The 14,199-nt window shown below is 65.4% G+C and carries 10 protein-coding genes, 1 pseudogene and 1 riboswitch; of the genes and pseudogenes, 10 read left to right on the forward strand and 1 reads right to left on the reverse strand.

Features of this window, described 5'->3' with window-relative positions; genetic code table 11:
* Positions 1-51 precede the first annotated feature (51 nt).
* The 10 genes and pseudogenes from DIZ22_RS02910 to DIZ22_RS02960 all read left to right on the forward strand — a co-directional run bounded on the left by DIZ22_RS02910 (position 52) and on the right by DIZ22_RS02960 (position 12,151).
* Positions 52-2,058, forward strand: a complete 2,007-nt coding sequence (locus tag DIZ22_RS02910) for a tetratricopeptide repeat protein (RefSeq protein ID WP_122927886.1) — start codon at positions 52-54, stop codon at positions 2,056-2,058.
* A 9-nt stretch (positions 2,059-2,067) separates the two neighbouring features.
* Positions 2,068-3,219, forward strand: a complete 1,152-nt coding sequence (locus DIZ22_RS02915; protein WP_048939669.1) for a deoxyguanosinetriphosphate triphosphohydrolase — start codon at positions 2,068-2,070, stop codon at positions 3,217-3,219.
* Between the two features lie 1,177 nt (positions 3,220-4,396).
* Complete coding sequence (locus DIZ22_RS02925) at positions 4,397-4,681, forward strand: hypothetical protein (protein ID WP_080993573.1); 285 nt, start codon at positions 4,397-4,399, stop codon at positions 4,679-4,681.
* 98 nt (positions 4,682-4,779) lie between these two features.
* A riboswitch (glycine riboswitch) is annotated at positions 4,780-4,880 on the forward strand.
* A gap of 176 nt (positions 4,881-5,056) precedes the next feature.
* On the forward strand, positions 5,057-6,220 hold the full coding sequence (gene gcvT / locus DIZ22_RS02930; RefSeq protein ID WP_048937461.1) for a glycine cleavage system aminomethyltransferase GcvT: 1,164 nt from the start codon (positions 5,057-5,059) through the stop codon (positions 6,218-6,220).
* Between the two features lie 26 nt (positions 6,221-6,246).
* Complete coding sequence (gcvH, locus tag DIZ22_RS02935; RefSeq protein ID WP_004207946.1) at positions 6,247-6,618, forward strand: glycine cleavage system protein GcvH; 372 nt, start codon at positions 6,247-6,249, stop codon at positions 6,616-6,618.
* 152 nt (positions 6,619-6,770) lie between these two features.
* Positions 6,771-8,129 (forward strand): aminomethyl-transferring glycine dehydrogenase subunit GcvPA, encoded by a 1,359-nt coding sequence (gene gcvPA / locus DIZ22_RS02940; protein ID WP_026109309.1) that lies wholly within the window; start codon positions 6,771-6,773, stop codon positions 8,127-8,129.
* Positions 8,126-9,697 (forward strand): aminomethyl-transferring glycine dehydrogenase subunit GcvPB, encoded by a 1,572-nt coding sequence (gcvPB, locus tag DIZ22_RS02945; protein WP_048937462.1) that lies wholly within the window; start codon positions 8,126-8,128, stop codon positions 9,695-9,697. Before gcvPA ends, gcvPB begins: the two co-directional genes overlap by 4 nt.
* A gap of 73 nt (positions 9,698-9,770) precedes the next feature.
* Positions 9,771-10,487: a DUF938 domain-containing protein gene (locus tag DIZ22_RS02950; protein WP_122927888.1), complete on the forward strand. Its 717-nt coding sequence runs from the start codon at positions 9,771-9,773 to the stop codon at positions 10,485-10,487.
* A gap of 406 nt (positions 10,488-10,893) precedes the next feature.
* Positions 10,894-11,193 (forward strand): annotated as a pseudogene (locus DIZ22_RS02955) (DUF938 domain-containing protein); the annotation flags it as partial.
* A 76-nt stretch (positions 11,194-11,269) separates the two neighbouring features.
* Positions 11,270-12,151: a hypothetical protein gene (locus DIZ22_RS02960; RefSeq protein WP_048937563.1), complete on the forward strand. Its 882-nt coding sequence runs from the start codon at positions 11,270-11,272 to the stop codon at positions 12,149-12,151.
* Here DIZ22_RS02960 and DIZ22_RS02965 read toward each other — a convergent pair.
* On the reverse strand, positions 12,108-14,099 hold the full coding sequence (locus tag DIZ22_RS02965; RefSeq protein ID WP_107917638.1) for an ATP-binding protein: 1,992 nt from the start codon (positions 14,097-14,099) through the stop codon (positions 12,108-12,110). The genes DIZ22_RS02960 and DIZ22_RS02965 overlap by 44 nt on opposite strands.
* Between the last annotated feature and the right edge of the window lie 100 nt (positions 14,100-14,199).

The raw sequence follows: 14,199 nt of genomic DNA on the forward strand, positions 1-14,199 counted from the left end.
CGGAAGCGCGAAGCGCTTCCCCCTCAAACGATCAGGCTCTAAGGGAGCGATGTGACACGATCTCATCTATGGATTCTCGGCAGCCTGCTTCTTGCCACGGCTGCGCAGGCGCAAACCGACCAGGCCGATCTGGTCCGGCCCTCGGGCGCCGCAGACCTCAACAATAATCTGGCGAAACTGGCCACCAATCCGCGGGATTTCAACGCGTTGGTGGGGGCGGGCGAAGCCGCGCTGGAGCTGGACGATGCCCGCGCGGCCGCCGGTTTCTTTGCCCGCGCCGACGCGATCCAGCCCAATAATGGACGCACCAAGGCGGGCCTGGGCCGGGTCATGCTGAAGATGCAGAACCCGGCCGAAGCGCTGCGCCTGTTCGACCAGGCGACCCGTGCCGGCTATCCCGAAGCGACCATCCAGGGCGACCGTGGCCTTGCGCGCGACATGACCGGCGACCAGGCCGGGGCGCAGCGCGATTATCATGCCGCCCTGCAACGCACCCCGGACGATGCCGAACTGGTGCGCCGCTATGCCGCCTCGCTCGGTATTTCGGGGCAGGTGGATGCCGCCGACAAGGTGTTGCAGCCGCTGCTCTACAAGAGCGACCGGGCCGCCTGGCGCTATAATGCCTTCATCCTGGCGATGAACAACCGCCAGGCCGAGGCCAAGAAGGTGGTCGACCAGACCATGCCGGCCCAGCTGGCGAGCGCCATCACCCCCTATATGCAGAAAATGCCCTATCTGACGGCGGCGCAGAAGGCGGCCGCGGTCCATTTCGGCCATTTCCCGCAGGTGGTCGCAACCAGCATCACGCCGATCGTGCCGACCCCGCCGGCGCCGGGCGTCCAGCTGGCGTCGCGCGACGCCGCACCCGCCGCCGCCGCGTCGACCGCGCCGGCCCAGGGGGATCGCCGTACGACCCGCAACGGCAGTGGCCGGCAGCGCGGCACGTCGCTGGCCCGCGCGCCGCTCGGCACGCCCGCCGCCCGCCAGCCTGCTGCCAGCCAGCCTACTGCCAGCCAGCCTACTGCCAGCCAGCCTGCCGCCAGCCAGCCCGCGCCGACACAGAGCGGGACGCAGCTTGCCGCACAAGCCACGCAGCCTGCTGCCCCCACGCCGACGCCGACGCCGACGCCTGCACCCGCAACGGTCCAGCCGCTGCCCGCCGACACGCGCGGCCGCCAGCCGATCGTCCAGCCGACGCCGAGCCAGAGCGCCCGTTCGGAGATGGTGCAGCCGGTGCCCGGTCAGGCGACAGCGCCTGCGCCGACCCCGGCACCAACGCCTGCCCCGGTCCGCAGCGCATCGGCCGATGTGCAGGGGCCGCCTGCGCCGGGCCTCGATGCGCTGGATGGCGGCGCGCCGCGCTCCACCGCGCCGGCGCCGACCACCGGCCAGCCGAGCGCCGCCTCGCAGCTCAATTCGAGCGCGCTTGCCCAGGCGTCGAGCGTGACCCCGCCCGCGCCGCAGGGCACGCCGCCTGCAGAGACGCCATCGGCGCCGGTCGCCACCCAATTTACGCCGCCGGCCGACAGCGCTGCGCCGCAGCCGGCGCCGGAGGCGACGCGCAGTCTGGCCGACATCATCCACGCCATCGACGTGCCCGACAGCGAACGCCGCTCGAACGTGGTCGCGGTCGACTTAGCCGAGGTCGAGAAGCTGCAGGCTGCCCGCCGCGCCGCTGCGCGCCAGGCGGAGGCGGACAAGGCGAAGAAGGCGGCCGCCGCCAAGGCCAAGGCGGAAGCCGATGCCAAGGCGAAGAAGGAAGCCGAGGAAAAGAAGCGACTGGCCGCCAACCCCGCGCGCAACTGGGTGCAGATCGGCACCGGGCAGAAGAGCGCGCTGGCCTTCACCTTCAAGCGCTTGCAGGGCAAATATGACGCGGTCGCGCCGCAGGATGGCTGGAGCGCAAGCTGGGGCCAGACCTCGCGCCTGCTGATCGGTCCCTTTGCCAGCTTCACCCGCGCCAGGGCGGTCGAGGCGGACCTCAAAAAGGCTGGCGCCGACGCCTTCGCCTGGCAGAGCGACGCGGGCGAGGTGGTCGAAAAGCTGGGCAGCAAATAAGGGGTTCGCATGACGATGCTCGCATCCTACGCCTCTCAGCCCGACCAGAGCCGGGGGCGGCTCCATGCCGAACCGGGCGGCGAGATGCGCGGCCCGCGCGACGTGTTTCAGCGCGACCGCGACCGCATCATCCATTCGATCTCCTTCCGCCGGCTGCGGCACAAGACGCAGGTGTTCGTGTCGCCCGACGGCGATCATTATCGCGTGCGCATGACCCACAGTCTGGAGGTGGCGCAGATCGGCCGCGCCATCGCCCGCACGCTTGCCCTCAACGAGGATCTGACCGAGGCGCTGTGCCTGGCCCATGATATCGGCCATCCGCCCTTCGGCCATGCCGGCGAGGATGCGCTGGAGGCGGCGCTGGAGGATCATGGCGGCTTCGATCATAATGCGCATACGCTGCGCACGCTGATGCTGCTGGATTCGCCCTATCCGCGCTTTCGCGGCCTCAACCTCAGCTGGGAAATGCTGGAGGGGCTGGCCAAGCATAATGGGCCGGTGACCAGGCCCGGCTGGGCGATGCGCGAACTGGACGCGCTGTTCCCGCTCGACCTTGCCAGCCATGCCTCGCTGGAGGCGCAGCTGGCGGCGCTGTCGGACGATATCGCCTATGACAATCACGACATTGACGATGGGCTGCGCGCCGGGCTGCTGAGCCTGGAGCAGCTTTTGACGGTGCCGCTGGTGCGCCATTGCTGGGATCGGGTGACTACCCGCTATCCCGATGTGCCGCAGGATCGCCTGCTGCGCGAACTGGTGCGCGAACAGATTGGCGTGATGGCTAATGATCTGCTCACCACCACCCGTGCCAATATCGCGGCCGCCGGGGTGGAGACGGTCGCCGATGTCCGCGCGCTGGGCCGCACGCTGGTCGCCTTCTCGCCCGAACTGGCGGCGCAGGAGCGGGAACTGAAGCGCTTCATGTATGCGACCCTCTATCATCATCCCGACCAGCTGGCTGCCGCCGACCGGGCGCGGGTGATCGTGATGGACCTGTTCCGCGCCTATCTGGCCGATCCCGCGCTGATGCCGCCAGAATGGCGCGACGAGTGCGCGCTGGAGGAACCGACCCGCAGCCGCCACATCGCCGACTTCATCGCCGGCATGACCGATCGCTATGCCGAAAAGCGGCATGCCGAAATTTGTGGCGCACTGGTCTAAGCGCGAGCGGCCGCCTCCGACGCGACAGTTGAAAGTTCACAGCGTCGTTGCACGCGCATTCTGGCGTGTTTGCACGGCCCACGCGCCTGCGACGCGCCGCCTGGATCATGTCGACGCGCCTATGACGCCTCTCCCGCGCGACACCGACGCGACAATGAGGCGACAGCCAGGCGACAGCGAAGCGACGCCAGTGGGGCTTTGCGGGAGATAAGGCGGAAAGGGCAGGGGACTGTTCCATCGCGCAGAATAGATCAGAGAAAGGCCGAGTAGGAAAGGGCACGGGCGATCAGGGCTCTGGCCGCTGACGACCATTTTTTGCCGTTTAGACTACCGCCAGTTGTTCGCGATTGCGGACATTCTGTTCACCGCTAAAGTGCAACCATGAGCATCATCAGGCCTTCGCGCGACATATGGCTGATGCTAGGCATGCTTAGCGCAGCCAGCGCCTTCTTTCGCTATGTCGGCCTGTCACCCATCGTATATACTATCTGCTATGTGCTTCTTGCCTTGTTGGGCCTTGGGACCGCGACCTATCTCACGTTCCAAGCGCGACGGTCAGTCCGCGTCGACAGCAGTTCTTTCATTGCGACCCTAGCGCCAGTTCTACTGCTGTTTATCGATCTTCCAAGCAAATGGCGCATCATCTGCCTCTTGGTAATTACGCTGGTTGCGATGCTGGAGTGGAGATCACGCCTTCCGGGAGGCAGCATCAGGTAACGACCACAGTTCGGCTTTTGTCGCGGCTATGAGCGTCCCCAAGAGCAGAAAATTATCCAAAGGCCGCAAGCAAATTGCTCAGAATTTAACGCATAAAAAATTGGATGAGCCGAAGCATTAGTAATGGAAATGGAGCAAGTACAAATGCCCATGCCATCAACCAAAATGCTATAGATATGAGGTCAACATTGGCCGGCGGACCTATAAAGACGTTTAGAATGCCACCAGAAAATCTAATTCCAAGCAAAAATAATACAACGGAAACAAAGCCCCATATCAACAGGAGAGGCATGGATATTTTATTAAAAAGCATTTCCTTGTTCCCGTGATCCGGTCCGCGTCGTGATAGGCCTAGACCAAAAGCAGACCGTCTCAAACCCACCCAACTCCGCCAACGGAAACGCTGCGTTGGCGTTCCGCCGGCTGGTCCGGTCGTCGCGCGGGCTTTATCTCTCTGCCCATGACACTGCATCCCCAGATCGCGGCCTTTGCCGCCCAGCTTGACGATCTTTCCCGCCTGCTGCGGGCGCAGGGCGCGCGGCCCTGGGCGGATCGGATCGACCTCATCCAGCGCGCCGTGGCGGACTCCAACTATGCCGGCGTCACCCGCTTCCTGGAGATGTTCGAGGGAGAGGCGGGCTTTGCCGACCTGACCCTCTCGGACGACGCTTCCGATGTGAGGCTATCCGAATGCCGGGCGGCGGCCCTCGCCATGGCGCAGCGGCTGGCCCGCGAAGAAGGCTGATCCGGCTCTAAGCTGCACCCTGCGACATTTGCCCGATTGACGCCGCCCGCGCTTTGGGCAAATGCGTGGGGCGTCTCCGGTGCCGAGGATTCGGCAGCGGGCACGATGCGGGAGAGCATGGGCGCCTTTCAGGCTTGAGCCCGTCGCCGAAGGAGCAACCGCCCCGGAATCTCTCAGGCCAAAGGACCGCATCGCGCGTAGATACTCTGGAAAGCGGATGGCCCCGTGCCGTCCCACCGAAGGGGTAAGCCAGCCGGCCCCAAGCCGCTGGTCAAAGCTCTCAGGTTCCGTGACAGAGGGGGTGGCATGCCGGAAGCGCCGATTCGTCGGCTGCGCTGGCCTGTCGCCGCATCCCTCCTACGGAAAGGTCTTGCCATGACCGCCACTGACGACGTCGCCGCCCTCGAAGCGGAACTGCCCCTCGAAGCCCTGCCGCTGGACGCCTGGCACCGTGCCAAGGGCGCGCGCATGGTCGGCTTCGCCGGCTATCATATGCCGATCCAGTATGAAGGCATCATGGCGGAACATAGCTGGACCCGCGAACATGCCGGCCTGTTCGACGTCAGCCATATGGGTCAGCTCACCTTTTCCGACGAGACCGGCGGCGCCAGCGTCGATGCCGCGCTCGAAACCCTCCTGCCCAGCGACATCAAGGGGCTGAAGCCCTTCCGCCAGCGCTATTCGATGCTGCTGGACGCGGAAGGCGGCATCCTCGACGACCTGATGGTCTCGCGTCCCGGCGACGGTGCATTCGAAGGCGCGGCGATCTACATGGTCGTCAATGGCGCGACCAAATATGACGATATCGGCTGGATGATCGAGCATCTGCCCGACGACGTCACCATGAACCATATGGCCGACCAGGCGCTGCTGGCGCTGCAGGGCCCCGAAGCGGGCGAGGCAATGGCCGCGCTCATCCCGGAAACCGCCGACCTCATCTTCATGCAGTCCGGTCCCTTCACCTGGCGCGGCGTGCCGCTGTGGATCAGCCGGTCTGGCTATACCGGCGAGGATGGCTTTGAAATCAGCGTGCCGGGCGATTCCGTCGCGCTGCTGGCCGATGCGCTGTGCGCACTGCCGCAGGTCAAGCCGATCGGCCTTGGCGCGCGTGACTCGCTGCGTCTGGAAGCCGGCCTGCCGCTCTATGGCCATGACCTGTCGCCCGCCGTCAGCACCATCGGTGCGGACCTGGGCTTTGCCATCCAGAAGCGCCGCCGCGAGGAAGGTGGCTTCATCGGCCATGCCCGCGTGATGAAGGAACTGGCCGAAGGCCCCGGTTCCAAGCGCGTCGGCCTGAAGATCGAAGGCCGCCTGCCGGCCCGCGAAGGCGCGCAAATCTATGCCGGCGATGTGCTGGTGGGCGAAGTCACCTCGGGCGGCTTCGCGCCGAGCGTGGGCGCGCCGATCGCCATGGGCTGGGTCAGCCTGCCTTATTCCGCGCTCGACACCGCGCTGGAGATCGAAGTGCGCGGCAAGCGGATTGCAGCGGCGGTTGCGCCGATGCCGTTCGTTCCGCATCGTTATCGCCGCAAGGCCTGAATTACCGCTTTTCGAGGAGAGCAAGCATGAGCCGCTATTTCACCGACGAACATGAATGGATCGACGTTGCAGGCGACATCGCCACCGTCGGCATCACCGATTATGCGCAGGAACAGCTGGGCGACATCGTGTTCGTCGAACTGCCCGCCGAAGGCACGACCTTCGAAAAGGGCGACGACGCCGCCGTCGTGGAATCGGTCAAGGCCGCGTCCGACGTCTATGCCCCGATCTCGGGCGAAGTCGTCGAAGCCAATGGCGCGCTGGAAGACGAGCCGGCGCTGGTCAACAGCGATGCCGAGGAAGATGGCTGGTTCTTCAAGCTGCGCATCGCCGACGCCAGCGAGCTGGAAGGCCTGATGAACGAAGCCGCTTACAAGAAGTTCGTGGCGAGCCTCTGATCCGATAATCGCCCCTCCCTTTCAAGGGAGGGGTTGGGGTGGGTGGCGAGCGAAGCGAGCCTTGCAACCTGGCCTCAGGCGTTGCCGGCGATTGCTGCGCAATCGCACCCACCCCCGGCCCCTCCCTAAAAGGGAGGGGAGTGGAGAAATACATGCGCTACCTACCCCTTACCGACACCGACCGGCAGGAGATGCTGTCCGTCATCGGCGCCGAGACGATCGACGACCTGTTCATCGACGTGCCCGCCGAAGCCCGCCTGAGCGGCACCATCGCCGGCCTGCCCGATCATGCCAGCGAACTGGCGGTCGAGCGCCACATGGGCGCCCTCGCTCGCAAGAATCTGTCGGCAGGGGAAGCGCCCTTCTTCCTGGGCGCCGGCGCCTACAAGCATCATGTCCCCGCCAGCGTCGATCATCTGATCCAGCGCGGCGAGTTCCTGACCGCCTACACGCCCTATCAGCCGGAAATCGCGCAGGGCACGTTGCAGGTGCTGTTCGAGTTCCAGACCCAGGTTGCCCGCCTGCTGGGCGTCGATGTCGCCAACGCCTCCATGTATGACGGCTCGACCGCCTGCTGGGAAGCGATCGGCATGGCCCGCCGCATCACCAAGCGCGGCAAGGCTTTGCTGTCGTCCGGCCTGCACCCCCATTATGTCTCGGTCGCCAACACCATGGCGAAGTTCACCGGCGACGCGCTGGTGCATCAGGCGCCGACGCTGGACGCCGCGACCGATATCGACGCGCTGATCGCATCGATCGACAAGGACACGTCCTGCGTCGTCGTGCAATATCCCGACATTCTCGGCCGCATCGCCGACCTGACGCCGCTGGCCGAAGCGGCGCACGCCGCTGGCGCGCTGCTGGTCGCGGTCGTGACGGAACCCGTCGCTCTGGGCGCGATCAAGGCACCGGGCCATATGGGCGCGGACATCGTCGTGGGCGAAGGCCAGTCGATCGGCGTCGGCCTGCAATTTGGCGGTCCCTATCTCGGCCTGTTCGGCTGCAAGCAGAAATATGTCCGCCAGATGCCGGGCCGCCTGTGCGGCGAGACGGTCGACGCGGCCGGCAAGCGCGGCTTCGTGCTGACGCTTTCCACTCGCGAGCAGCATATCCGCCGCGAAAAGGCGACGTCGAACATCTGCACCAACTCGGGCCTGTGCGCGCTGGCGTTCAGCATCCACATGACCCTGCTGGGCGAGAAGGGCCTGCGAGAACTGGCGACCCTGAACCACGGCCTGGCCGTGCAGGCTGCCGATCGCCTCGCCAAGGTGCCGGGCGTGACGCTGCTCAACGACGGCTTCTTCAACGAATTCACGCTGGTCCTGACCAAGGACGCGCGCGACGTCGTCCGCAACCTCGCCGACAAGGGCGTGCTGGCCGGCGTCTCGCTCGGCCGCCTGTTCCCGGACGCGCCGGAGATCGGCAACGGCCTGGTCGTCGCCGTGACGGAAACCGTCACGCCGGAGGATATCGAAACGCTTGCCGCAGCGCTTGAGGAGGAACTGGCATGACCATGTTGAAGGAAGGTCGCCCGACCACCCCGCAGGCCGTCGCGCAGGAGCATATGGCCCCGGAAACCGCCACCGGCAATCGCGCCCTGATGCTGGAGGAAAAGCTGATCTTCGAGATCGGCTCGACCGACACGACCGGCGTGGATTTCGCCGATGCGCCCAAGGTGGCCAGCCGCCTCGGCTCGCTCGCCCGCACCGACAGCATCGGGCTGCCCGGCCTGTCGGAACAGGAAACGGTGCGCCATTACACCCGCCTGTCGCGCCAGAACTACGCCATCGACCTTGGCCTGTTCCCGCTTGGCAGCTGCACCATGAAGCACAACCCGCGCCTCAACGAAAAGGTCGCGCGGATGCCCGGTTTCGCCGACATCCACCCGCTGCAGCCGCAGTCGACGGTGCAGGGCGCGCTGGCGGTCATCCATGAACTGGCCGCCTGGCTGGTGACGCTGACCGGCATGCACTCGGTCGCCATGTCGCCCAAGGCGGGCGCCCATGGCGAACTGTGCGGCCTGCTGGCGATCCGCGCCGCGCTCGAAGCCCGTGGCGACGCGCGCAGCGTCATCCTGGTGCCCGAAAGCGCCCATGGCACCAACCCGGCGACGGCCGCCTTCTGCGGCTACAAGGTCGAGGATATCCCGGCGACCCCGGATGGCCGCGTTGACCTGGAAGCCTTGAAGGCCCGTCTGGGACCGGACGTTGCGGCGGTGATGATCACCAACCCCAACACCTGCGGCCTGTTCGAGCGCGACATGAAGACCATCTCCGACGCGGTCCATGCCGCCGGGGCCTTCGTCTATTGCGACGGCGCGAACTTCAACGCCATTGTCGGCCGGGTCCGCCCCGGCGACCTGGGCGTCGACGCGATGCACATCAACCTGCACAAGACCTTCTCGACGCCCCATGGCGGCGGTGGTCCGGGTTCGGGTCCGGTGGTGCTGTCGGAAGCGCTCACGCCCTTCGCGCCGCTCCCCTTCGTGGAAAAGCAGGCCGACAAGTTCGTGCTGGTCGAAGAGGAAACGGCGGAGGATCACCACGCCCAGACCTTTGGCCGGATGGTCGCCTTCCATGGCCAGATGGGCATGTTCACCCGCGCGCTGACCTATATCCTCAGCCACGGCGCCGACGGCCTGCGCCAGGTCGCGAGCGATGCGGTGCTGAACGCCAATTACATCCTGCGCAGCCTAGATGACGTGCTCGACGCGCCCTTCGGTGCGGCTGGCCCGTGCATGCATGAGGCACTGTTCAGCGACAAGGGGCTGGCCGAAGGCTTCACGACGCTGGATATCGCCAAGGGCCTGATCGACGAAGGCTTCCACCCGATGACCATGTATTTCCCGCTGGTCGTCCATGGCGCGATGCTGGTCGAACCGACCGAGACGGAAAGCAAGGCGGCGCTCGATCAGTTCATCATGGCGCTGCGGAGCCTCGCCGAACGGGCCAAGGCGGGTGACGAGGCGCTGAAGGGCGCGCCCTATCACGCCCCGCGCCGTCGCCTCGACGAGACGCTGGCCGCGCGCAAGCCGGTGCTGACCTGGTCCGAGCCGGACCTGGCGGTCGCCGCCGAATAAGCCGGAAGCAAAGGGCGGTGGAGGATCTCCACCGCCCTTTTTGCATCGGTCGGCCACAGACAAGGATTTGTCCATGACACAGGATGCCCCCGCACCCTGGACGCCGCAGGGCGACGGCCCCGATCCGCGCCGCCATGCCCCCGCGACGCTGCGCAACCGCGATGCGATTGCGGCTGTCCTGCGGAACGAACTGCCCGATGCCGGACTGGTGCTGGAAGTGGCGAGCGGCAGCGGCGAACATATAGTCCACTTCGCTGTCACGTTCCCCGCGCTCGATTGGCAGCCCAGTGATCCCGATCCCGCCGCGCTGGCTTCGATCGCGGCGCTGCGCGGCGACGCCAATCTGCCCAATCTGCGCACGCCGCTGCTGATCGACGCGGCGGGCGCCGACTGGCCGATCGATGCGGCCGACGCGCTCCTGTGCATCAACATGCAGTCTAACAGTTGTGGGGAAGAAAAATCAGTAGGTTATGTTGCCTGTTTATGTATCAACATGATCCATATAAGCGAATGGGCAGCAACAGTAGGACTATTCAGGGGATGCGAGAGGCTGCTGCCATCTGCGGCACCGCTGATCCTTTATGGCCCGTATCTGGAAGATGGTGTCGAAATTGCGCCGTCGAATTTGGCCTTTGATCGCTCATTGATGGAGCGTAACCCGAAGTGGGCCATTCGTAACGTGTCTGACATAGATAAGGTCGCTGTTGAGTTTGGATTCAAACGGGTCCGGCGGGTTGAAATGCCAGCTAACAATCTGATGCTGATCTACCATCACGACCAAGATATCTGAAAACCGACCATTTCTTGCCGTTTATGCTGCTTGCAGCGCTCCCCAGAAGCAGACACATATGCCGTCGAGCGAAAGAATTGGCCATCCGATGAGCGAAGACCTGCGTAACTCTCTATTTTTGTGGTTCAACGGCTTGGCTTTTGCTGCCTTGCTTTGGGCGGGGCTCCATTTTAGCCCGTTGCAGGGGGTTAAGCGCGATTGGATGAATTTGGGCGGAGGGCTGCTCTGCTTGTTTAATTTAGGTTGGCTGTGCTGGGGGCTTTGGCGACGCCGGGCATCCCCCCAATAGCCCAAGCCGCCCTTCGTAGATTTCTCTGTCAGGTATTGGCTTGAAACAGGGTGGAAGCCGCCGGTCCGCTTCTCACCCAAAAGTGCTGCTCCACTCAGAGTGACCGTGGCGTAGTGGTTAACCATGAACATGGTGCATATCAGCCCCTGGGGCGCTACGCTGGGGCTGCTGGCGCGTGGCGCGCAATTGCTGGCGCCGGGCGCGCCGCTGATCCTCTATGGCCCCTATGTCGAGGATGATGTGCCGACCGCCTCCTCCAATCTGGCGTTCGACCTGTCGCTGAAGGATCGCAACCCGCAATGGGGCCTGCGGACCTTGACCGATGTCGACCGTGCGGCGGCCGATGTCGGGTTGGAACGCACCCGGCGGGTGGCGATGCCGGCCAATAATCTGATGCTGGTCTATCGTCGGGGATAGGGCGCTGATGGTCGTGCGCGCATGATCCGCGCAAGATGCTTCCACCCGGCGGGATCTGGCTCTAAAGCGCTTGGCGATGACCAACAGCCTGTTCTCGCTTGTCGCTGCTGAACTGTCCGCGCCGGCCGATCCGCGCGCGGCCGCCATGGCCGGGGCGCTGGCGGCGAAATATCCCGGCGCGGCACGGGCGGTGCTCTTCTACGGCTCCTGCCTGCGCGAGGCCAATCTCGACGGGCTGATGCTCGATTTCTACCTGATCGTCTCCGATTATGAGGCGGCCTATGGCAAGGGCTGGCTGGCGCGCGCCAACCGGGCGATCCCGCCCAATGTCTTTCCGTTCGAACATGGCGGCCTGATCGCCAAATATGCCGTGCTGTCGGAGGCCGACTTTGCCCGGCTGAACAGCATGAAGGCCGACAATGTCTCGGTCTGGGCGCGCTTTGCCCAACCGTCGCGGCTGCTATGGTCGGCGGATGATCTGGCGCGCCAGCGCGCGCTGGCGGCGGTGGCGCAGGCCGCGCCGACCCTGTTGTCGCTGGCCCGGCCGATGGCGGACGGGCATGGGGATGACCCGATCCAGCTGTGGAAGACCGGCTTCACCCTCACCTATAATGCCGAATTGCGGGCGGAGAAGACGGGGCGTTCGCTCTCGATCGTCGATGCCGATCCTGAGCGCTATCGCCGTTTCGGCGCGGCGGCGCTGGCCGAGGGGCTGCCGCCGTCGCCCGACCATGCGGACAAGCTGTGGCGCGGGCTGCAGCGACGCGGCAAATATCTGTCGGTGATGCGCCTCGCCAAGGCGAGCTTCACCTATGCCGGCGGGATCGATTATCTGGCGTGGAAGATCAACCGCCATGCCGGCACCGCAATCGAGATCAAGCCCTGGCAGCGGCGCTGGCCGCTGCTGGGCGCGGTCACTCTGCTGCCGCGGCTGTTCCTGGGTGGTTCGATCCGCTGAGCGCGTTCGACAGCGCAAGGCCCAGGGCATTGAGCGTGTAGGGCTTGCGCAGCACTTCATGCCCCCGGAAATCGTCGCTGTCGGTCGCATCGCCGGTGAAGCCGGTGACGAACAGCACCGGCAGATGGCGCATATGGGCGGGCAGGGTGCGGATCATTTCCGGCCCGGTCATGTCGGGCATCAGCACGTCGCTCATGATGAGGCCAATATCGGCATTGTTGCTGAGCAGCTTGGCCGCCTTGCTGGGATGGTCGCAGGCGATCGGCAGGTGACCGAGTTCGGCCAGCGCCGCCATCGTCTGGTTGAGCACGCGCGGATCATCCTCTACCACCAGGATGCGGGTAGGGGGATGGAGCGTGTGCAGCTGCTCGCTCGCCGGGGCCTCTGCCGCGGCCTCCTGCTCGGTCAGGATGCGGCGCGGCAGGTAGATATGGACGCTGGTGCCGGTGCCCAGTTCGGACTCGATGCGGATTTCGCCCTGGCTCTGGCGCACGAAGCCAAAAATCTGGCTGAGGCCAAGGCCGGTGCCCTTGCCGACCGGCTTGGTGGTGAAGAAGGGCTCGAACACGCGGGCGGCGACCTCGGCCGTCATGCCGCAGCCATTGTCGGTGACGCAGACGGTGACATAGTCGCCGGCCGGGCATTCGCCGATCTGGTTGGCGGCAAGCTGGGCCTGGCCGGTCGAGATGGTGAGCTTGCCGCGACCCTCCATCGCGTCGCGGGCGTTGACGCACAGGTTGAGGAGGGCATTTTCCATCTGATGCTGGTCGACGAAGATGCGCCAGCCGCTCGCCTTGTGGGCGAAGCTGACGATGATCTGGTCGCCGATCGTGCGGTCGACCAGGTCGGCCATGCCGCGCAGCAGGCTGTCGGGATCGACCGCATTGGGCAGCAGTGGTTCGGACCGGGCAAAGGCAAGCAGGCGGCGGGTCAGCGCGGCGGCGCGGTTGGCGCCCTCCATCGCATTGTCGAGATGATGGCCGGCCTCGGCCGGTTTCAGCCGCAGCTTGCGCTTGGCCAGTTCCAGCCCGCCGACGACGACCGCCAGCATATTGTTGAAGTCATGGGCGATGCCGCCGGTCAACTGGCCGACCGCGTCCATCTTCTGCATCTGGCGCAGATTATCCTCTGCGGCGGCGCGTTCGGCGGATTCGCGCTTCAACTGCTCATAGGCGTCCGACAATTCGCTGGTGCGGGCGGAAACGGCCTCTTCCAGCCGGTCGGCGCGTTCCGCCTCCATCTCCGCCATGCGGCGCGCGTTGCGCCGTTCGGTATAGGCCGCGTTGACCAGCCACAGCGCGAACAGCACGCAGACCAGCAGGGCGAGGCCGACCATGCGCGACGTCTTGCCGACCAGTTCGGTGCGGTCGCCCGCCAGGCTGACGGCCAGGCTGCGTTCGCGCAGCCGCGCATTTTCGGCCTGGATCACCAGGTCGATCAGCGCCGTCAGTCGCTTGATATCCTGTGATCGCCCGGCCTGATGGAATTGCGCGAGCGCGCCCATCTTCTGGTCATAGGTGGTGCGCAGGCCGATTTCGCTCAGCGTCTTGCCGCGCTGTTCGAAGGCGGCCTGGAGCGCGCGGACATTGCCGCGCTGCCAGTCGGACTTGCGGGTGGCATAGGTCAGCGACTTGAGCTGGCTGGCGGCGGTGCGCCACTGGTCCTGGAACAGCCGGCCGGTGTCGGGGTCTAGGCTGATGACATAGCGGGCCAGCGTCACTTCGGCGCGGGCGGTCTTGGCCTCGAAGGCGCGGGCAAGCGCCATGATTTCCCAACTGCGCTGCTGTTCGGCAAGGGCGCGCTGATGATCGCGCGAGGCGCTGCTGGCGCTGTAGAGCAGGGCGCCGAGCGATCCGATCAGCAATATGCCAAGGACCAGGGGCATGTAGCGCCGCGCCGCGGCGCGCCAGCCCCGGTCCTGTTCATCGATCACTTCGCGTTCCGCCATATACCGTTACACTAACCGAACTATGTTAACCGCGCGAATATGCAGGTTAGATGGTTCCGCTGCTGTAGCAGATTCTATCGCAGGAAATACCCGGTCGATC

This window comes from Sphingobium sp. LF-16, from assembly GCF_003711185.1.
GTDB lineage: Bacteria > Pseudomonadota > Alphaproteobacteria > Sphingomonadales > Sphingomonadaceae > Sphingobium > Sphingobium yanoikuyae_A.

What these genes read in the sequence shown, in the direction of transcription:
- gcvH (WP_004207946.1), top strand. Translation starts at nt 6,247, where the DNA reads ATGAGCCGCTATTTCACCGACGAACATGAATGGATCGACGTTGCAGGC.
- gcvPA (WP_026109309.1), top strand. Translation starts at nt 6,771, where the DNA reads ATGCGCTACCTACCCCTTACCGACACCGACCGGCAGGAGATGCTGTCC.
- DIZ22_RS02915 (WP_048939669.1), top strand. Translation starts at nt 2,068, where the DNA reads ATGACGATGCTCGCATCCTACGCCTCTCAGCCCGACCAGAGCCGGGGG.
- DIZ22_RS02950 (WP_122927888.1), top strand. Translation starts at nt 9,771, where the DNA reads ATGACACAGGATGCCCCCGCACCCTGGACGCCGCAGGGCGACGGCCCC.
- gcvPB (WP_048937462.1), top strand. Translation starts at nt 8,126, where the DNA reads ATGACCATGTTGAAGGAAGGTCGCCCGACCACCCCGCAGGCCGTCGCG.
- DIZ22_RS02960 (WP_048937563.1), top strand. Translation starts at nt 11,270, where the DNA reads ATGACCAACAGCCTGTTCTCGCTTGTCGCTGCTGAACTGTCCGCGCCG.
- DIZ22_RS02925 (WP_080993573.1), top strand. Translation starts at nt 4,397, where the DNA reads ATGACACTGCATCCCCAGATCGCGGCCTTTGCCGCCCAGCTTGACGAT.
- gcvT (WP_048937461.1), top strand. Translation starts at nt 5,057, where the DNA reads ATGACCGCCACTGACGACGTCGCCGCCCTCGAAGCGGAACTGCCCCTC.
- DIZ22_RS02965 (WP_107917638.1), bottom strand. Translation starts at nt 14,099, where the DNA reads ATGGCGGAACGCGAAGTGATCGATGAACAGGACCGGGGCTGGCGCGCC.